Origin of the sequence: Sodalis sp. RH14 (assembly GCF_047324285.1) — a bacterium.
Classification (GTDB): Bacteria; Pseudomonadota; Gammaproteobacteria; order Enterobacterales; family Enterobacteriaceae; genus Acerihabitans.
The window spans coordinates 2167954-2187028 of the sequence record NZ_CP178739.1; the positions used below are offsets into that span (position 1 = coordinate 2167954).

The following is a 19075-nucleotide window of genomic DNA, read 5'->3' on the forward strand; positions in this document are numbered from 1 at the left end:
TGAAAATCTGACTGATTTCCCGAACAAAACAGGGTCTAGCTGGGTAGATTAGTCAGATTGAAAACTCAAAATGGCAGTTGTACTAAGACTCTAAAAGTGACTGCTTCAAAGCCCATCAGGATCGCATCGAGTCCTCAATCAAAAGATAAAAAGGATAATTATTCTATAAATTTGAATAAAAATAGATATTTAATTCAATTATATAGTTAAATTTAGATTAATTATCTTAATTACAAATGAGTACTTGAAAAATATTTTTAAAGGATTAGGTTGAAAAAAAGCCTATGTGTTCGCTTTAATGAACGGAGCCATATTCCCATGAACAAATTTCCATTGAACGAACTACAAGTTAATGAACTGGAAAGAAGGTTTGGAACTCCATTACACATCTATTTTGAAGGCTTTATAGAGGAACAAATTAGTGAGTTGAATAATGCATTCTCATGGTGTCAATCATTTAAAAATTATTTTGCTGTTAAAGCCACCCCCAACCCTTATATCCTAAATTATATTTATAAAAATGGCATGGGGATGGACTGTAGCTCTTTAACTGAACTTATCTTGATGGAGAAGATTGGCATAAGAGGTGAAGATATTATTTTCACCTCCAACGACACACCTGATGAAGAGTTTATTAAGGCATATGAGCTAGGCGCAACAATTAATCTTGATGATTATTCACATATTTCTCGCTTAAAAGAGCTGAAGATCGTCCCCAATATAATTTGCTGTAGATATCTTCCAAGCGAAAAAAAGGATGAAGCTTTTTTCAATGGAATTATTGGCTCTCCCGTCCAATCTAAATTTGGTATCCCACAAAACCAAATCATAGATTCATATGCAGCTCTTAAGGATTTAGGTGTGAAACGATTCGGCATTCATACAATGCAAGCGTCGAATGAGAAAGATGAAAATTTCTTCATTGAGACCGCAGATGAAATGTTTAGGTTAGCTAAAAAAATTAGTTACACACTTGATATAAATATAGAGTTTATTAACCTTGGTGGTGGTCTCGGTATTGCTCAGCATCCAGATGAAAAAAAATTAGACATAATTAAAATTGGAAGTGAAATAAAGAAGCTTTATTATTCCCATTTTTATGATAACAGTTCAATTTTACCAGAAATCTGCATGGAAAATGGTCGGTTTATAACGGGCCCAGCAGGATTTCTAGTAACTAAGGTTCGGCACAACTCAGTCAAACATAAAAAATTTATTGGAGTGGATAGTTGTATGTCGGATTTAATGAGACCTGCTTTATATAAAGCATATCATCATATTAGTACCTTTAAGGATCATGACTGTAATAAGTATACTTATGATGTGGTAGGGTCACTTTGTGAAAATAATGATAAGTTTGCAATAGACCGAGAACTTCCAAACCTTGTCAGAGGTGATTATTTAATAATTCATGATACAGGTGCTCACGGTTTATCTATGGGTTTTAATTACAATGGGAAATTAAAATCTCCTGAGGTAATTTTCTCAAAAAATTTAGAATATTATAGGCTAATAAGACGTAGAGAAATCCCAGCTGATTTGTTTTCAACATTAAATTTGGAGTAAAAAATGCCAAAAAAAAGAAATATCGAGACTTACAACAATAGCGTGAACATCCCAGTTTATAACAGTGCGTCGTATTACTTTGATGACCGAAAGCAAGTTATTGAAGGTCTTCATAAAAGGGAACTCCCGGTTGGTCGTTATGGAAGGTATAATAACCCCACTTGGGTTTATGTCGAGAAAAGGCTATCGGAGCTGAGCAAAGCGGAAGATACTCTGATTTTTTCTTCCGGCATGGCCGCACATTTCACGACATTTATCTCTTTATTAGAATCGGGAGACCATGTTATTTTTCCTGCCGAATGCTACAGGCAAGTAAGGAATATTTTTCATAAAATTTTACCAAAATTTGGTATCATCGCACATGAAGTTTCCATTGTTGACCCTGAAGAATTCATTAATCAAGTATCAATTTTAAGTAAGAAACACAATATTAAATTAATTCATCTTGAGATGCCATCATCACCTCATATGTATCTAATAGATCTTTGCAAAGTAAAAGCAGTTCTTGATAAAAAAACGATCGTAACAATGGATAGTTCATTTGCTCCTCCACCAAATTTTTATGCTTTAGACTGGGGTGTAGATATTGCTATATTTAGTGGTACAAAATATCTTAGCGGCCATGGAGATATTATTGTTGGAGTTGTTTCTGGTAAAAAATATCTGCTTGAGAAGATCAACTGGTATAGGGACACCACTGGCCCGATACCTGACGGTCAAGTAGCTTATTTATTAAACCGAAGCTTACATACCTTGAATCTTAGAATGAAGGATACAAATGAGAAAGGCTTAAAGGTCGCAACATTTTTACAATCGAGGTCAGAAATAAAAAATGTGCTTTATACAGGGCTCGAAACACATCCTCACTTTTCCTTAGGTAAAAAATATTTAAATGGACATGGTGGTGTAATTACGTTCACCTTAGATCTAAACGAGGAAAGAACTGGACACTTTGTTGATAAGCTGAAAGAGCCTTTTATGGCCTCAAATTTTGGAGCTCCTCAAACTCTAATAGAACAAAGCACCTTCTTCACTTATTATGAATATAGTGAAAAAGAACTTGATGACATAGGAGTTTCATATGGAACCGTTCGATTGGCGCTTGGCTTTATAGATGATATAGATGTGATAATTGCAGATATAAGAAAAGCTTTATCTTCACTATAAAAAAAAGGGTTATACCAATGATAAGTACAGAAAGATTATTTGATCACGCACCATATGATTCAACTTTCAAAGCTAAAGTTATAAGTATTGGGCCGGACTATTTGGTATTGGATAGAACGCTTTTTTATCCCTTATCAGGAAATCAGGTCAACGACAGTGGACGCATCAACAACATTGATGTTACAAACGTGTTATGTAAAGATAACAATGTAGGAGATTATATTTCATTAGAATCTCAAATTTGGCATTATATGGATATCTCTAGTTTTCATATAAATCAGGAAGTCGATGGTATAATCGACATTCAAAATAGATTGTTAACTATGCGACTTCATTCTGCAAGTCATCTTGTCGAGCATTTTATTTCTAAATTGTCTGGCTTTGTTTCAGTAGAAGGTTCTTTCGTTAATTATGAGAAAGACAGAACAGACTATAAATTCACGACCTCTTTAACCATAGATGATTTGAATAATGTTGGAGAAGAGGTTAATAATTTTATTGCGAAGCATATAAAAATTGAAACAAAGATCAGCAATGGAATTAAACAATGGATTTGTGGTGACATCAAAATGCTTTGTTGCGGCACTCATGTAGATAACGTGAGTAAGATTGGTAAAGTCAAACTCAAAAGGAAGAATAAAGGCAAAGGTATTTATAGAGTTGAAACGTATTTACTGGAAGAAAATAATGTTTGAAATTTTAAGAAAGCGATCCCATGCAATTGGTATTTTATGCGCTGTATTGGCAGCGATAATCAATTCGAGTATTGGTATCTTAAATGAATTTGCTTTTTCGAAAGGTGTTAAATATCAAGATGTGGCATTTTACAAAACACTGATTGCTTTCATAATCATTACATTATACCTTGTGATAAGCCAGCAGTTTAGAGCTCAAGTTTTCTACTTGCGTAAGAGAGTCAAAGAGTTATTGATCCTAAGTTTTACAGGCGTATTTTGTTTATATTTTTTTGAGACATGGGCTTTTTCAGAATCTAACATTCCCCTTACAGCGTTTATGATTTATGCTCCCGGGATAATTACTGTCATTTTAAGTGTTGTTTTTCTTAAAGAAAGAGCAACTTTAAAAATGTTATTTTCCGTTTGTATGGTTTTTGTAGGGTGCTATTTATTAGTCGCTGGGAATGTAGTCCCAGTTTATGGGGAAGGGATTCTTTACGCTTTTATCGGTGGCCTAGGTTATGGATTTTTCATATTCCTATCGAAAATATTTAAGATTGAATATGCTTTTGCAGCACTCTGGTGGTGTTTTTTATTTGGTTCAATATTGCTTTTTATCCCCTATTATTACTTAAATGATTATAAAGTGATTTTTTTCCCTCTAAATTCAATGATTTATATAGTATTATTGGCTGCATTTCCCACTATTTTAGGTTTTTTATTAACAATGTATGCGGTTCGACATGCACCGGCTAGTTATGTACAGATCTTGGAGACCAGCGATCCTCTTTTCGCTTCAGTCGCTGCATATATTATATTCAGTCAAACATTATCAAATATTTCTCTACATGGCTCTGCCTTAATACTTATTGGATTATTTATCCTTTCATTCAGCAAAAAAAATAAGGAGTTGAAAAATGTTAATGACTTCTAATCCAAAAATAATTAATACAAAATTCGCTTTAATTGGTGAAGATGCTAAAAGCACTATACCTTTTCTATCGCATGCTGGAATCACTTCAATTTCTTATTATCACAATTATGATGAATTTAATTATAGTGTCGAGGTGGACGTTGTTTGCTTATCTGGTAGAGATGTTGTGCCCGACTTTTTTTTTGAAAAACTTGAGAAGTTATCAGCTGTTGGTTTGATTTCATACACAAATTCTGTTTTAGATTTACACATAAAAAACCCCAGGGAAATACCTGTGTTTAGCTCCAATATGTCAAGTGTTAGGTCTGCTGCGGAATATATTATTGCAGCTGTTTTTTTCATCTTGCGCAATTTCCACAATCTGCATATCAAAAAATATCCCACATATGAAGTTATGGGGAAAACCTTAGGTATTGTTGGTTATGGTAAAGTTGGTTCACAAGTTTCTGTTTTGGCTGAAGCAGTTGGTATGAATGTATTTTTTTATGACCTAGACACCAAACTTAATATTGGTAACGCTAAACAAATATTGAGTTTACCTGATCTATTTAGCAAGTCGGATATTATAGTGTTTACTGTGCCTCGCTCTGAAAATCAACTTTTGAAAAAAGAAGAATTAAAATTTATCAAGGCCAAATCATCTATAATAAATATATCTGGGCATAATATTTTAGACCTGGAATCTATAAATCATATGCTTTCTCATGGAAATCTAAGCACATTTGTAATGGATGTGGAACCAAACTTATCATCCGACAAAAAGAATGTCATAAAAAGTTTATTCTCTCAATTTGATAATATATTAGTTACCTCAGGAGAATCTTATCGAACCATTGAATCTGTTCGAAAAATTTCAAAGGAAGTTATAGATAACATATTATCTTTTCTCGAAAATTCAAGCATTAAAAAAGAATTGGTCGGGTCTGACCTTAAGTCAAAAAACTATAATATTTCATGCTTGTAGATATGATAATTTTTATTTTCTGGATTTACCTTTTCAGTTATCAAAGTATTTTATGCTTTAGAATTCAAAGGATTCTGTTTAATGTGATAATGGCTTCTAACGAAAAATATGACTTTAAAAGATTGACATTTATAAAATGTAAAAATTCATTGGATTCAGATCTGTATATACGATAAGGAAAAAATGATTCTATCAAGCGCAATGCAAAAAGAGGATTAAGCATGGCACACTATAATCAATATTCGTTGCTGCTGAGATTAAGTTTTAATATATCATATTTCAAGAAATTAGCATGAAGTAGCTGAGCGGGAACAATCAGAATTAAACGTTTAAAGATTAATGTTCTCTAGATCAATGTTGTATAAACCAATATTTTTTATTTTATTTTTTTTGTGTGTCGGATCAAAAAAATGATATGGATCTGCGTGAAATTTGTAATGTAAAAATCTTAATTAATTATAAAAATATGAAATATTTTTTGAATGTGTTGATATGTTGATCGAATGATTTTATATGTTTGTTAACGCTTATTCCGCGTGAAGCCGTTTAATGAAATAAAGTAAAAAAATGTAAGGATATCGAAATAAAAAACATACCTATGTGACTAAGGTGAATATATTTCAGAGCTATAGATATTAAAAAATATGCTGAAGTTAAGTTACATTCAATAAAGTAAGTTAATTGTAAGGATACCGTAATGAAATCATATTATGCCGAAACCGGTAAGCGAAATATTTTCCAACTATGGGAATCGAAACTAAGTGATGGAGATTCAACTACACCTTCAGTTTCAAGTCAGAGCTATAGGGAACAAATGGTTTCTATGATCTCTGCGTACATTCCTCTGGGAAACACGAATCGCATCCTGAGTATAGGCTGTGGAAATGCATTTGTTGAGGCTGAATTGGTCAAAAAGGGACTATCTGTCGATGCATTTGATCTACACGAGGAGGCGGTTAGTTATGCACTGGAGAAAGGTGTACATGCTAGACAGGTAGATTTAAATACATGGGAGCCAGAAAAAGAGGTATATCAGCTTGTATACTGTGATGGTATCATGGGACATCTATATCGAAAAGATGGATTGCAAAGTATTCTGAATAGATTACACGTTACTCTATCTGTGAATGGAAAAATAATTATTTCTAATGATCCAAGCACGAATAATAATAATGTTCAGGAGCATCCTTCAGTACCAGGTTTTAAGTGGTTTTCAGAGGAATATATTCAATCACAATTATTAGAGGCAGGCTTCAAAAATATGAAATTCATCTACATTGAATATTTGCGACCGCTTTCTGGTCCCCGGAATCGTCTTATAGTAGCGGCAACAAAATAAAAGAGGCCTATAACCATGAAAACAAATATGGATGGGACCATTTTAGAAAGATATGTCAATAAGCATCCAAATTCACAAAAGCATAATCACCTAGCATTACAAAAACTCCCAAGTGGAGTGAGTCGAGACGTTGTTTATACAGACCCGTTTCCATTATGTATTTCTGAGGGCCATGAGGGATCAGTGACCGATATTGACGGAATTTGCTATGTTGATGTCGTTATGGGTAACGGTGCTCTACTCTATGGGCATTCAAATCCAGAGATATTAAAAGCGGTTAGTACCCAGATTGCGAACGGGACTCATTTAGGCAGTTGTGTTGAACAAGAATATTTGTGGGCGCAAATGGTATGCAATCTACTTCCTTCAGCAGAACAAGTGAGGTTTACTTCTACTGGGTCAGAAGCTACGCAACTTGCAATACGTTTGGCAAGAGCATATACGGGCCGAAATAAATACATCCGTTTTTCAGGCCATTATCATGGTTGGCATGATGGAATCGCTATCGGGAGCAATTTAACAAATAAAGGTGCCGATTCGGCGGGCATCCCTAAACAAATTGTTGAATTAGCGAACATTGTTGATCCTAGAAATTTACAGCAATTGCAATGTGCTTTAAAAGACGATGCTGCTGCCGTTATACTCGAACCTTCAGGGGGAAAAGCTGGTTTAGTACCTTTAGAACCCGGTTTTATTCAGATGTTGCGCGAGGAAACAACCCGTCTAGGAGTAATTTTGATTTTTGACGAGGTTGTATCTGGATTTCGCTGGAGTACTGGTGGTATCCAGCAGGTTATTAATATACAACCAGATCTTACAACACTGGGAAAAATACTAGGAGGTGGATTCAGTTGTGGCGCAGTAGCAGGTAGAGAAGATATTATGGCGCAAATGGCATTTCACAGGGACTTCCCTGGCGCGATAAACAATGTGCGTGTGCATCATGGTGGTACCTTTAGCGCTAATCCGATTGTTGCAACTGCCGGCTTGGCTACATTACGATCATTGGATGATGGAACAGTATTAAAGACCTTAAACCAATCTTCTCAAAGGCTAAGGGAACGACTTAACACAGTGCTGCGAAAACATGGAATAGCCGGAAAAGTATATGGTGAAGCTAGTGTTTTTCATATTCAGTTCGAAAAAAAAATAGAAGAAAAAACAATATCAATTGGGCAGGGAATTTATGATGCCTTAAAGATGGAACTTGCTAATCAAGGCGTTTTAATGCGACGTTTTACAGGAATTTTAAGTAGCGTGCATACTGAAGAGAACATTGAATGTATTGTTAAAGGATTTGATTCAGCATTCAATCATTTAATCGAAGAGCATTTTTTAGTACCACTATGACGGAAAAATATAAAGAGATGATACGATTCAACTTTAAGATGAAGGGGGAGATAAAATGGATATTTTAAAAAGCGCGAGGCTTATAACGGCAATCAAAACTCCTTATTCTAGCAATGGAGAAATAGACATTCATATATTTGATAATCTTGTACAGCGACAAATACAATATGGCGTCGATGGAATAGTAATTGCGGGCACGACTGGGGAGGGGCATCTAATGGATTGGGATGAGCAACTTTCTTTAATATCACACGCCATTGAATATTTTGGTAAGAAAATTATTATTATAGGGAGCACAGGATCTAATAATACACGCGAAGCCATTCATGCTACAAGAGAATGCTTTGCACTAGGAATGCATGCATCACTGCAAATAAACCCTTATTATGGACGCACTTCAATAGATGGAATGCAGGCTCATTTCAATAAAGTTTTAGAGTATGGGCCTACAATATTATATAATGTTCCAATTCGTACTGGGCAAGATATACCAACTGAATTGGTTTTATCTATATCAAAACATCCAAACTTTGCTGGTATTAAGGAGTGTGCTGGAATTGAAAGGATTGCATATTACAGCTCTAAGGGTATAAGAGTCTGGTCTGGAAATGATAATGATTTTTATATCGCGATGAATACCGCTAAATCCTTTGGTGTGATTTCAGTAGTAAGTAATGCTTTTCCTGAATTGATGAGAGATGCGGTTCATTTGAAAAAAGAGTGTGCTGTGAATAAATTGTCTGCATTGATTGACTGGCTGGCCCTAGCTCCTAACCCTATTCCTATAAATACATTGTTGCCAATGTTGGGATTATGTGGACCAGTATTCAGGTTGCCTTATGTTCCTTTGAATGAATCTCAGCGCAGGGAGTGTTTAGATATATTATCAAAACTTGATAATTCTATTTTTGCAAAAAATATAGATGAGTCTGATTTTAAGATATTATGAGGTCGAGTATAGCAATTCATATGTTTGCGCATATTATACAGATTTAGGCTATACAAAATTTGAAACTAAATGCGAAGAGGAAACCTGATGTGCGGAATTTTTTTTGATGCAAATAATAAATGCTTCACCCCTTATTCTTGGGAGTCTTTTATTAAATCAAAGCATAGAGGACCTGACGAAAGTAGATTTTACACAAAGGCAATATTTCTGGGTCGAAATGCTACTAATTGTTCTTATGGCTTCCATCGACTATCTATTACGGATTTGACTGAGTACGGAAATCAGCCTTTTGTGATGAAAGATGGTTCTTTTTGTATCTGTAATGGCGAGATATATAATCGAGATGATCTTGCTAGAAAATACCTTGCGGAGCACATTTTCCAATCGGAATCTGATTGTGAAATACTCTTACCACTATATTGTAAGTTTGGTGAAAATTTTGTTAAAATGCTTGACGGAGAGTTTTCGCTAATTATGTATTTAGCCGACACAAAAAAAATCATAATTGCACGAGATCCTATCGGAGTGAGACCATTGTATTTTGCAGAAACTGAAGGTCATATTCAATTCGCGTCGGAGTTGAAATCTCTAAATGTCGATGGAGCATTGCATTTTCCTCCAGGCTCATATGCTATAATTGATGACTTGCATGATACTATTCATCCAGTCAAATATTTCAATTTGGATGAAAATGATTCAATAGATGATATTTTCATAGATGCTTCTAAAGAAATAAGAACACGTCTCGAGCTTGCGGTGAAAAAACGACTTTCTAGCAAAGTTCCAATTGGCTGTTTACTATCTGGTGGTATAGATTCCAGTGGCATAGCTGTGCTGGCTTCAAAATATTCTAAAGAGCCTCTTGAGACCTTTACATGTTTAATCGAGGGTTTGGAAAATGAAGATGCCAGACATGCTAAAAAGGTAGCAACTCTTATTGGTTCTAAACACCACGAAATAAAAGTAACATTAATAGAAGTTTTTGAAATAATTAATAAACTTATTTATGTTGTAGAAACACACAACATGGAAATGATACCTAACCTAGCTTTGATATACTTAGTTGCGAAATATATTAAAGAGAACACGGATGTTCGTGTAATACTTGATGGCACCGGACCAGATGAATTGTTGGGGGGATACTGGTTTTTCAAGCACGCACCGGATAAGGAATCTTTTGATCAGGAAACCATAAAACAATTGAACGATATGCACAAAACAGAATTATTGGGGGACCGTGCGTTGGCAAGTTTCGGACTTGAAACTCGATATCCATATTTAGATAAAGAGGTTGTATCTTATATTGCCAATCTTCCTGCTCACTATAAACAATGTGGTGATGGATATTCTGGCCATAAGCCTATTGAGAAATGTATACTTCGTCTTGCGCTACAAGATGTTTTGCCTGCATCTATTGTATGGCGCGAAAAACTCGGTATGACTCATGGGGCAGGTAAGAAGTTCGAACATCTTTTTGATGAGGAAATTAATTGTCGCTTGGACGGGATGAAATGCGAAAGCCAAGCCTTGTCTCATGATAGAATTATTGGCCTAGAGGGTTATTATAAAAATATATTCAATAAATATTTCCCTTATGCCTCAAATCTAGAGATTAGTGTAACACCATCATACTGGAGAATAAATGATCCTCTTGCTGTTTGGCGATAAGAAGTTCTACTATTGTTTTAAATTTACTTAATGGAAAACCAGATATGAATTGTAGTTATAAAACTATAAAAAATTGCAAATCCATTGTTCAATTAGGCATGCCTATATTTGTGGCCCAGATGGCAGTGCTCTTTTGTGGCATCTCGGACTCTATCGTTGCTGGGCATCTCGGTGCATCGCAACTTGCTGCGATTGGGATAGGTTCAAGTATTTGGATCGCTATATTTGCTACTTTCCTCGGTGTAGTACAAGGAATAGCGCCAATGATTGCAAAACAATTTGGCGGTCAAAAATTTGCTGAAATTGAAAATAGCATAGCTGCGGGATTATTAATTGCTGTATTATTGTCATTTATTGGAATTTGGACATTAATCCATTCATCTACTTTACTCACCTTGATAAATGCACCTTTAGATGTGAGACTTCTGGCTAAAGGTTATTTGGATGTATTCATCTATGCGCTACCTGCTGCAATGTTAGTACGAGTATTTTATGCTTTTACCCCAGCTGTTGGTATTTCGCATCCTGTCATGTTTATAAATATTGTCGCCTTTTTTATTAAAGTTCCTTTAAGCGTTACGCTTGCATATGGGTATTTTGGTTTTCCTCAGTTGGGAGCTATCGGATGCGCAATAGGATCTGTGGTTATGTTCTGGACCATGTTGGTGGCTAGTCTAGTTTACGTATATTACTCATCACGGTATAGTATCATAGGCATACGTTTTCCTCGTCGCTTGCCAACTTTTAATATTTTATTCTCAACGTTACGAGTTGGTATACCAATGGCAATTTCGCAATTTTCGGAAATTGGTTCTTTTACTATTCTTGCCTTATTTATTGCCAAATATGGTGCCAATACATCTGCTGCGCATCAAATTATTGCAAGTATTACAAGCGTTTTTTATATGATACCGATGGCTCTTGGTATCGCAACACAAGCATTAGTGTCGCAAAATAGAGGTGCTGGTGAATATTCTAACGCCAAGGGAATTGCTCTAGCCGGTTTAGTGCTGACACTATCCCTGGCCATGATATCTGCAGTTATATTACTTACAATCGGTATGGTGTTACTTCGTATATATTCGGATGATTTAAAGGTCGTATTACTTGCTTCTATTATCTTGCCGATATCCGCAGGCTATCATTTATGTGATGCAGTTCAATGTGTAACTTCTAGCATTTTACGAGCATATGAAAAAAATGTTGCACCGACGATTTATTACGTACTGTCACTCTGGGGGATTGGTGTTGGTTGCGGCTGGTTACTATCGAACTATGGAGTGGAATTATTGAGGTTGAATTTGTTCCTAGATCCCATGGGGTTTAAAGGGTATTGGATTTCGTCAACTGCAGGTTTGTTATTGGCTAGTATAATAATGTTAATAATGTTAGCAAATAAAATCAAATACGACGTAAAGAGTTGTCATTTGTCTACCACAACATCATTATAATTTGAAATTGTATTATTTAGGAGATTTTATGGAAAACAAATATATTTTTGAAAAATCATTACTTTCTGCATGGCCAAATTATTTATTTGAAAATAAAATTGAGCCAGATATTGAATATGATTTTTTCCAAATGAAAATGAAAATTGCCCATCCTGAGTATCCAGATGTTATATACCCTCCTCTCATTTTTGATCGTGAATTCGTATGCAATTTGCAAAATGTTGCTGTGCAACTTTTAAGTTTAATTACATCAATACCAGATAGAATTTTTTCTGGAAATCATGAGGCTTGGATGTCTTTTTTAAAGTTTGATAAAAATGAGATTGAGTATTTATTGCCAATGTGTACGCCACGTTTTTTATCTATGGCAACACAATTTTCAAGGCCTGATTTTATTTTGACAAAATATGGGTTTAAGGTGGTTGAGATAAACGTAGCACCACCTATTGGTGGTCTGGGTATTTATGATAGAATGGCGCAAGAAATTTATAAAATGCCGTTTTATAATTATTTAATAAAGCACCGAGAGTTTTGCACTGCTCCAAATATGACAACAGTTTGGTTAAAGGCAATTAAAGCAATTTCACGTGTTAGTAATGCTTATGAAAATCCTATTTTCTTCGAAGGAATGGCAAATCCAAATGAAAATTATGCTGCTGATTTCGGTCGACCTGACTTTGTTCGGATGATTGAAAGTTGCGGTTATAAAGTTGTCACAGGACCAATGAGTGAGCTTACTGTCTCTGACGCTGGAGTTTACTTCGAGGATATGAAGGTCAATACTGTTTTTACATGTTCAACCTACTATGAAATGACTAGCCACGGTGTTGCAGACTCTTTAATCACGAGTTTAACCAAGGCTGACGAGGAGTTTTTAATAGATTTTGTTTGTCCTCCAACAAATACATTGTTTGATCATAAATTGAATCTTGAGATTCTCACCTCACCTGAATTTGAATCATATTTTTCTGCTGAAGAACTCTCTATTGTGAAGCGGTATGTTCTCTCAACCCGTCGTCTTAATACTGATAACTTGTCTAAGGCTTTGAGCGAAAAGGATAGCTGGATACTAAAACCAGCTTCTGAATTCGGTGGAAATGGTGTGATAATTGGAGAGGCTGTAAGTGGCGTTACATGGAGAGATAAATTAAATGCAGCCTTATCGTCAGAATCAACTTATGTCTTGCAGGAGAAAGCAAAAGATATGTGGAGTTATGAGACTACTCATCATGGAATTACGAGGAATTTTTCAGTTTGTCTTGGGCCGACAATTTTTGGGCATGAATATGGCGGTTTATATTTACGGCAGTCAGAATTTAACGGTGTGGCTCGGGTTATCAATGCAGCGCAGGGTGCAGCGGTTGGAACAGCATTTGTAGCGGAAAAATCCACTGATGCTCCAATATCTGGCATATAAGTTTATGCTTAGTTAATCATTTACTTGGCTTCTTTTGCCTTATGGAGTTTTATATGACATCGAGAAACGTAGTTATCGTCGATCCCTATTCAAGTGGAACATTGTTAGCGCCTGAATTCATTAAGCGTGGGTTTCAATGTATCGCTGTCCATTCTAAGCCATTGTTAGGTGACACGTTGTCATCTTCATATCGCTCGGTAGATTTTATACACGAATTTTTTTTCAATTCAGATCTGGAGCAGCTTTGCGAAAAAATTTCTTCTTTTTATCCTATTTGTGTGGTACCAGGGACGGAATCTGGCGTGTTATTAGCTGACGAACTAGCTTACAACCTAGATTTACCTCATAATTCAATTCTACTTTCAAGTGCAAGGAGGGATAAATTTTTGATGCAAAATTGCATTAAAGCGGCTGGTCTGCGGAGTATTGAGCATTATGTTACCGAAAATCTACAGGATGCACTCTTATGGCAAGCAGGTCAGGCTAATGGAATAGTAGTCGTTAAACCCCTCAATTCAGCTGGCTCAGACAATGTTAGATTGTGCGAGACAGTCGAGGAAATGGAAAAAGTCTTCTTAAAAATCCTTTCATCACCTAATCTTTATGGTGAAAAAAATGAAAGAGTATTGCTACAAGAATATATACAAGGAGAAGAATACGTTGTAGATGCAGTGAGTAAAAATGGAAAGCATGTAGTTACAAATATATGTAAATATACAAAAGACATTGTTAATGGGTCATTCATTTATCGTGAAACACGATATTTACCTGCAACTGGTAAAATAGCATCTATACTAACAGATTATAACGACGCTGTATTGGATGCGCTTGATATTCTTTTTGGTGCATCCCATAGCGAAATAATTCTTACTGATAAAGGCCCTGTATTAGTTGAAGTTGGAGCACGACTTCATGGTGGTATTACCAGTCCTCAAGTGATAGAAAGTTGTTCCGTAAAGGGGCCAGTAACGCTTCTAGTTGACTGTTATACAAATGAAAATGAATTCCATAAGTGTACTGGCTTACCCAATCTTTTTAATAGCCACGCCGTGGCATTTACCTTTGCTAATAAAAAAGCCGGAATTTTAACCGAAATACCTGCAATAAAAATTTTATCAAACCTTTCTTCTTTTTTTAGCTTAAAGTTAAATGTAAAAAATGGAGATTATTTGAAATTTACTACTGACCTTTATTCCTCTCCAGGTTGGGTGGTTTTGAAAAATAAGGATGAAAATCAGTTAGAAATTGATCTTGATTTTGTTAAAACACTTGAGAGAGACGATAAACTATTCACTGTTAGATAGAAACATCTTGGTGATGTAGTATTTTTTCAATATTTAATGACGGCGTAGTCTTCGCTATTAATTAAAAAAATGGCACAATCAGCCATCGAAACGTTGACAATTTATCAATCGGATAGGTCAGACGATGCATTGCTGTATATTGAGAGGCCGGACATCTCTTGATGTCCTCCCAGTAAACTGATTTCTTGCCAATAAATTGGATCAGGATATGAGAGAGGGTCAATGCCGTGAGAGATCTAAATGCGAATGGTACGATTATGTGGGATGGTGACACTATCGCCAGTGTCTTTAGCAAGGTTTAAATATATAGTTCATAGATTTTAGGACGTTTTAATAAAAATTTCATGGGTCCATAATAAACAAATTGAGGCATCTTATAAAGCAAAAAAGCAAATCCTGATGAAAGGGATCTGCTTTTTGCCCGCTAATTGTCATTCGGCCGCTTTATGCTGCCGGGCATAAATATACGGCGCAACATATCTCTCACGATTTACGTGCAGATAATCGGACCACCATTGCATCATTTCCATCCGTGCTTCCAAATGCTCCGCTTTGTGCACATAGGCTGCCCGTACGCCGTTACGCTCCTTATGGCTCATCTGACGTTCGATGGCATCCCTTGACCACAGCCCGGACTCGTTTAAGGCGCTACAAGCCATTGCCCGGAAACCGTGGCCACAAACTTCGGTTTTGGTGTCATAGCCGATGGTGCGCAGCGCTTTGTTGATAGTGTTTTCGCTCATCGGTTTATCCAGAGAACGTACACTTGGAAAGACAAATTCCGAGTCTCCAGTAAGCCCTTTAATCTGTTTCAGCAGGTTGACCGCCTGCCGGGACAGCGGCACCAGGTGCTCGTCCTTCATCTTCGCGCCACGCTCTGAAAATCTCACGCCCTTTACGGTTTCGCGCTGCGCGGGCACCGTCCAGATACGTGCTTTAAGGTCGAACTCTTCCCAGCGGGCGAAGCGCAACTCGCTTGAGCGTAGAAAGACGTGCAGATTCAGTTCCAGCGCCAAACGGGTCAGTACCCGGCCTTGGTAGTTTTCCATGTTCACCAGCAGTTCAGGCAAGCGTCGCAGTGGCAAAGCGGGAAGATGTTGGGTCACAATCGGCGTCACGACACCGCCCAGATCGAACGCGAGGTTGTATTTGATTAGGCCCTGTTGCACGGCGTGACGCATGATTTTGGTCAGATACTGGCGCATCCTGCCGGCCACGTCATGCACGCCTTTGTCGTCGATGGCCTTGATAAGCTGTGCCAGATGCCGTGTTTCGACTTCCGCGATATCCATTTCGCCCATGTCAGGGAAGGCATAGCGTTTCAGGCAGGTCAGAATTTTATCCGCGTGGCTTGCCGACCAGTGCCTGAGGCTGCTGGTGTGCCACGAGGTTGCGATGTGTTTAAAGGTGCGGGTTTCGTCTACAGCGGTTTTTTCTGATTCGCGGGGCAGGGAAGGGCAGATGCCGGATGCCAGCAGCTTGCGCGCAGCGTCGCGCTTTTCTCGGGCCTCCGCCAGCGTTACCTGCGGATAGGCGCCTAAAGCCAGGCGGGATTCTTTGCCGCCGAAGCTGTAGCGGAAATACCACAGACGCGAGCCGCTGGTTGATACCAGTAGATACAGACCGTAGGCATCGGTGATTTTGTAGGATTTTACAAAGGTTTTAGCGGCGCGGATTTTACTGTCAGTCAGAGCCATGTGGGGGTCTCTCCATTCATCGAACTGAATGACCCGCAATTTGACCCCACATTTTCCGGATACCTAGGGATAAATCAAAACGTATCGGAAAGGGTTTTTACGCTAACCTATTGAATTTCAGATACATAAAGATTCATAAGAAAGCATAAAAAAGAAGAAGTGGTGCCCGGACTCGGGAACATTCAGTTATCTATTAAGTTGAATTTCATCATAAATTCTATCCCCGCCGGTTGACCCGTATTTTTGCTTGTAGATCAAACGGTGGGAGAAATCAAAGCTTCAATTTCAGCCTTACATTGCTTGAGAGAGGCAACCAGGAAATCAAAATTTTCATCGAATCGCGATGCTGGCACTGCCACAGAAATGGCATAATTTTCGTTCAGGGAATAGGGGATGCTTACGCCCAGACCACAAACGCCTTTTGCGTGTTCTTCACGATCACTAGCAAACCCTTCTGAGCGTATTTTTTCAACTTCATCAAGAATTCCGGCCACTGTTCTCAGAGAAAGTGCCGTTCTTGTTTCAGGTTTTTGTGTGTATATCAAAGATATCTGCTCGTCTTGTAAACCGGCAAGCAGAGCCTTACCAGTCGCAGTGCAGTGGCAGGGAAAAGCAGTGCCAACGGGCGAAACGACCCGCAGTTCCTGATCAGATGCGTATTGGCTAACCAAAAGTGCATGCGACCCGCGATACACGCAAAGATCGACCGTTTCCCGTGTTCGCCGGCCAAGTGTCTCAATCGACGGACGCGACAGTGAAATGACATCCGTATGAGCGGAGGCTGCAAGACGTGCAAGCGCCGGACCAAGTCGGATCATGCCTGAGCTGTTGAGTAATAACTGTTCGGCTTCGAGAGAGGCAACCAGTCTGTGAACGGTTGTCCGCGGCAGTCCCGTACTTCGTGAGAGTGCGGAGATAGTCAAACCCTGAGGTTGTTCTTCAACCGCTTTGAACAATTTTGCGGCTCGGGCAATTACCTGGGAACCCGTGCTATCTGTATCAGTTTCCATAGATCCTCTTTACAGTTGTTATAGATTTAGAAACATTTATCTTACATTTTGCGCATTGACATAATCCGACAATACCATGAAAATTATATCCTAATAATGGTTAACATATCCATATAGTGGACAGTTGGAGTTTGTATGCAACAGATAAACAAGGCAGGAGGATTTACGCTACTTGCTGTAGCCTGCCTAACCATCATGGTGGGATGCGTGATTGTACCAGGCCTGACCACTATCTCCACGGCACTTGATGTTAAGGGTGCAGAGAGCTGGCTTGTTACCTTGCCGTCTTTGGGGGTGGTGGTGCTCGGGCCATTAGTGGGGAAACTTGTTGAAAAGGCTGGTCTTTATAAAACCCTCTGTCTCGGGCTTTTCCTTTACGGGCTGTTGGGTGGTGCCGGTGCATTTTTGTCGGGTTATTCATTTGTTTTTGCGGATCGGTTTTTGCTCGGTGGTGCAACGGCGCTGGTTATGTCGGCTGGTACCGGCTTAATCTCCGTTTTTTATGACGGCGCGAAACGGATGAAGATGATTGCTCGCCAAGGGATGTCGATTGAGCTTGGTGGTGTAATATTCCTGTTTATTGGCGGGTTGCTGGCAGCCGTCGGCTGGCGCTGGCCATTCATGCTTTACCTTTTCGCCTGGCTTATGCTGCTCATGGTGTTGGCGTATGTACCCCGACCGGGCAAGTTGGTAATATCTGATGAAAGCACTCATGAGATTCATCTCGGAGGACCGTCTTCAGCAATGGTACTGACGTGGGTGGCGGCACTTTTTTCCATGATCGTTTTCTTTACCGCTATTGTCCTGCTGCCGCTACATTTGCATGACAATGACGTTACTGAGTTGCAGATCGGCTACTTCCTTTCATTTGTCTCGCTTGTGGCGGTATTTGGCGCATGGCTGATGCCGAAACTGGTCAGTCGCTTTGGTGATTTTCCAACATTATCCATCGCGTTTGGCTTTTACACCGTTGCTCATCTTATTTTTGCGGTAGCTCCTTCCATGCCCGTCTTTGTGATTGGCGGGATTGCCCTCGGGCTGGGGTTCGGTTTTTCCGTTCCTCTCGTGAACCATCTTATTGTGGATCTGAGCAGCACGACATTTCGGGGACGGAATCTTGCTCGGCTTTCAATGGCAATATTTCTGGGACAGTTTCTATCGTCTTTTATGGGATATTTCCCGGGTACCCTGCAGTCTGTTTTTCTTTTTGCTGCGGGGATTGCACTGGTTTTTACTTTATTTGTTAGGGTACGTAGCCGTGCGCTAACGATGTTTAAAGTCTGAATAAATCCTTAGCTCAGTCCTCTTCGCTGGGGTCATTAGCAGTCAAGTTTTTCAATTTTTCACTATTCCTTTGCCGGGAAAGATGGATTGGCTACATACGCAATGTGGGTGGCCTTTGTGAATTTTAGAGAAAACACGAAATGAGCAAAAAAATCTTTGAAATGACCAGAGGCCGTGGCGTTGGTCACGTAGTAGATATTGGCGGGCCGGGTACGCTTCATCAGCTTATGGACGCTGTGCGCATTGGCGGGGAAACCGCTTTAATTGACGATTTCCGGCATCGCAGATGATGTACCTA

General features: G+C 38.3%; 16 protein-coding genes. 14 read left to right on the forward strand and 2 right to left on the reverse strand.

Annotated elements, in window-relative coordinates; translation table 11 throughout:
• Positions 1-318 precede the first annotated feature (318 nt).
• The 12 genes from ACL2XQ_RS09810 to ACL2XQ_RS09865 all read left to right on the forward strand — a co-directional run bounded on the left by ACL2XQ_RS09810 (position 319) and on the right by ACL2XQ_RS09865 (position 14786).
• Entirely contained in the window at positions 319-1566 is a 1248-nt protein-coding gene (locus tag ACL2XQ_RS09810; RefSeq protein WP_413740342.1) for a diaminopimelate decarboxylase family protein, read from the forward strand.
• A 3-nt stretch (positions 1567-1569) separates the two neighbouring features.
• On the forward strand, positions 1570-2733 hold the full coding sequence (locus ACL2XQ_RS09815) for a PLP-dependent transferase (RefSeq protein WP_413740343.1): 1164 nt from the start codon (positions 1570-1572) through the stop codon (positions 2731-2733).
• Between the two features lie 17 nt (positions 2734-2750).
• Positions 2751-3428 (forward strand): hypothetical protein, encoded by a 678-nt coding sequence (locus tag ACL2XQ_RS09820; RefSeq protein WP_413740344.1) that lies wholly within the window; start codon positions 2751-2753, stop codon positions 3426-3428.
• On the forward strand, positions 3421-4344 hold the full coding sequence (locus tag ACL2XQ_RS09825; RefSeq protein WP_413740345.1) for a DMT family transporter: 924 nt from the start codon (positions 3421-3423) through the stop codon (positions 4342-4344). Before ACL2XQ_RS09820 ends, ACL2XQ_RS09825 begins: the two co-directional genes overlap by 8 nt.
• Entirely contained in the window at positions 4328-5308 is a 981-nt protein-coding gene (locus ACL2XQ_RS09830) for an NAD(P)-dependent oxidoreductase (RefSeq protein ID WP_413740346.1), read from the forward strand. The genes ACL2XQ_RS09825 and ACL2XQ_RS09830 overlap by 17 nt, the downstream gene beginning before the upstream one ends.
• Before the next feature lie 697 nt (positions 5309-6005).
• Complete coding sequence (locus ACL2XQ_RS09835) at positions 6006-6647, forward strand: methyltransferase domain-containing protein (RefSeq protein ID WP_413740347.1); 642 nt, start codon at positions 6006-6008, stop codon at positions 6645-6647.
• Positions 6648-6662: 15 nt separating this feature from the next.
• Complete coding sequence (locus ACL2XQ_RS09840; RefSeq protein ID WP_413740348.1) at positions 6663-7997, forward strand: aspartate aminotransferase family protein; 1335 nt, start codon at positions 6663-6665, stop codon at positions 7995-7997.
• Positions 7998-8052: 55 nt separating this feature from the next.
• Entirely contained in the window at positions 8053-8946 is an 894-nt protein-coding gene (dapA, locus tag ACL2XQ_RS09845) for a 4-hydroxy-tetrahydrodipicolinate synthase (RefSeq protein WP_413740349.1), read from the forward strand.
• A gap of 87 nt (positions 8947-9033) precedes the next feature.
• Positions 9034-10614, forward strand: coding sequence for an asparagine synthase (glutamine-hydrolyzing) (gene asnB / locus ACL2XQ_RS09850; RefSeq protein ID WP_413740350.1), 1581 nt, complete (start codon positions 9034-9036; stop codon positions 10612-10614).
• A 44-nt stretch (positions 10615-10658) separates the two neighbouring features.
• A complete protein-coding gene (locus ACL2XQ_RS09855) occupies positions 10659-12065 on the forward strand; it encodes an MATE family efflux transporter (protein ID WP_413740351.1) in 1407 nt (468 codons plus the stop codon).
• Between the two features lie 28 nt (positions 12066-12093).
• Positions 12094-13482, forward strand: coding sequence for a hypothetical protein (locus ACL2XQ_RS09860; RefSeq protein ID WP_413740352.1), 1389 nt, complete (start codon positions 12094-12096; stop codon positions 13480-13482).
• A gap of 53 nt (positions 13483-13535) precedes the next feature.
• Positions 13536-14786 (forward strand): ATP-grasp domain-containing protein, encoded by a 1251-nt coding sequence (locus tag ACL2XQ_RS09865; RefSeq protein ID WP_413740353.1) that lies wholly within the window; start codon positions 13536-13538, stop codon positions 14784-14786.
• A 431-nt stretch (positions 14787-15217) separates the two neighbouring features.
• On the opposite strand, the gene ACL2XQ_RS09870 is transcribed toward ACL2XQ_RS09865, so the two are convergent.
• Positions 15218-16483, reverse strand: a complete 1266-nt coding sequence (locus ACL2XQ_RS09870; protein WP_413740354.1) for a tyrosine-type recombinase/integrase — start codon at positions 16481-16483, stop codon at positions 15218-15220.
• A 254-nt stretch (positions 16484-16737) separates the two neighbouring features.
• Positions 16738-17493 (reverse strand): IclR family transcriptional regulator, encoded by a 756-nt coding sequence (locus ACL2XQ_RS09875; protein ID WP_413729945.1) that lies wholly within the window; start codon positions 17491-17493, stop codon positions 16738-16740.
• 135 nt (positions 17494-17628) lie between these two features.
• On the opposite strand from ACL2XQ_RS09875, the gene ACL2XQ_RS09880 reads away from it, so the two are divergent.
• The gene (locus ACL2XQ_RS09880; protein ID WP_413729946.1) at positions 17629-18777 is read left to right on the forward strand and encodes an MFS transporter; all 1149 of its coding nucleotides are present in this window, start codon (positions 17629-17631) and stop codon (positions 18775-18777) included.
• A gap of 140 nt (positions 18778-18917) precedes the next feature.
• Positions 18918-19067 carry a hypothetical protein gene (locus tag ACL2XQ_RS09885; RefSeq protein WP_413731070.1) on the forward strand — a complete coding sequence of 50 codons (150 nt, stop codon included), beginning with the start codon at positions 18918-18920 and terminating at the stop codon, positions 19065-19067.
• Positions 19068-19075 lie beyond the last annotated feature (8 nt).

Bases quoted from the DNA above. Each gene is read 5' to 3' on its own strand.
- ACL2XQ_RS09810 (WP_413740342.1), top strand. From the start codon at position 319: ATGAACAAATTTCCATTGAACGAACTACAAGTTAATGAACTGGAAAGA.
- ACL2XQ_RS09815 (WP_413740343.1), top strand. From the start codon at position 1,570: ATGCCAAAAAAAAGAAATATCGAGACTTACAACAATAGCGTGAACATC.
- ACL2XQ_RS09820 (WP_413740344.1), top strand. From the start codon at position 2,751: ATGATAAGTACAGAAAGATTATTTGATCACGCACCATATGATTCAACT.
- ACL2XQ_RS09825 (WP_413740345.1), top strand. From the start codon at position 3,421: ATGTTTGAAATTTTAAGAAAGCGATCCCATGCAATTGGTATTTTATGC.
- ACL2XQ_RS09830 (WP_413740346.1), top strand. From the start codon at position 4,328: ATGTTAATGACTTCTAATCCAAAAATAATTAATACAAAATTCGCTTTA.
- ACL2XQ_RS09835 (WP_413740347.1), top strand. From the start codon at position 6,006: ATGAAATCATATTATGCCGAAACCGGTAAGCGAAATATTTTCCAACTA.
- ACL2XQ_RS09840 (WP_413740348.1), top strand. From the start codon at position 6,663: ATGAAAACAAATATGGATGGGACCATTTTAGAAAGATATGTCAATAAG.
- dapA (WP_413740349.1), top strand. From the start codon at position 8,053: ATGGATATTTTAAAAAGCGCGAGGCTTATAACGGCAATCAAAACTCCT.
- asnB (WP_413740350.1), top strand. From the start codon at position 9,034: ATGTGCGGAATTTTTTTTGATGCAAATAATAAATGCTTCACCCCTTAT.
- ACL2XQ_RS09855 (WP_413740351.1), top strand. From the start codon at position 10,659: ATGAATTGTAGTTATAAAACTATAAAAAATTGCAAATCCATTGTTCAA.
- ACL2XQ_RS09860 (WP_413740352.1), top strand. From the start codon at position 12,094: ATGGAAAACAAATATATTTTTGAAAAATCATTACTTTCTGCATGGCCA.
- ACL2XQ_RS09865 (WP_413740353.1), top strand. From the start codon at position 13,536: ATGACATCGAGAAACGTAGTTATCGTCGATCCCTATTCAAGTGGAACA.
- ACL2XQ_RS09870 (WP_413740354.1), bottom strand. From the start codon at position 16,483: ATGGCTCTGACTGACAGTAAAATCCGCGCCGCTAAAACCTTTGTAAAA.
- ACL2XQ_RS09875 (WP_413729945.1), bottom strand. From the start codon at position 17,493: ATGGAAACTGATACAGATAGCACGGGTTCCCAGGTAATTGCCCGAGCC.
- ACL2XQ_RS09880 (WP_413729946.1), top strand. From the start codon at position 17,629: ATGCAACAGATAAACAAGGCAGGAGGATTTACGCTACTTGCTGTAGCC.
- ACL2XQ_RS09885 (WP_413731070.1), top strand. From the start codon at position 18,918: ATGAGCAAAAAAATCTTTGAAATGACCAGAGGCCGTGGCGTTGGTCAC.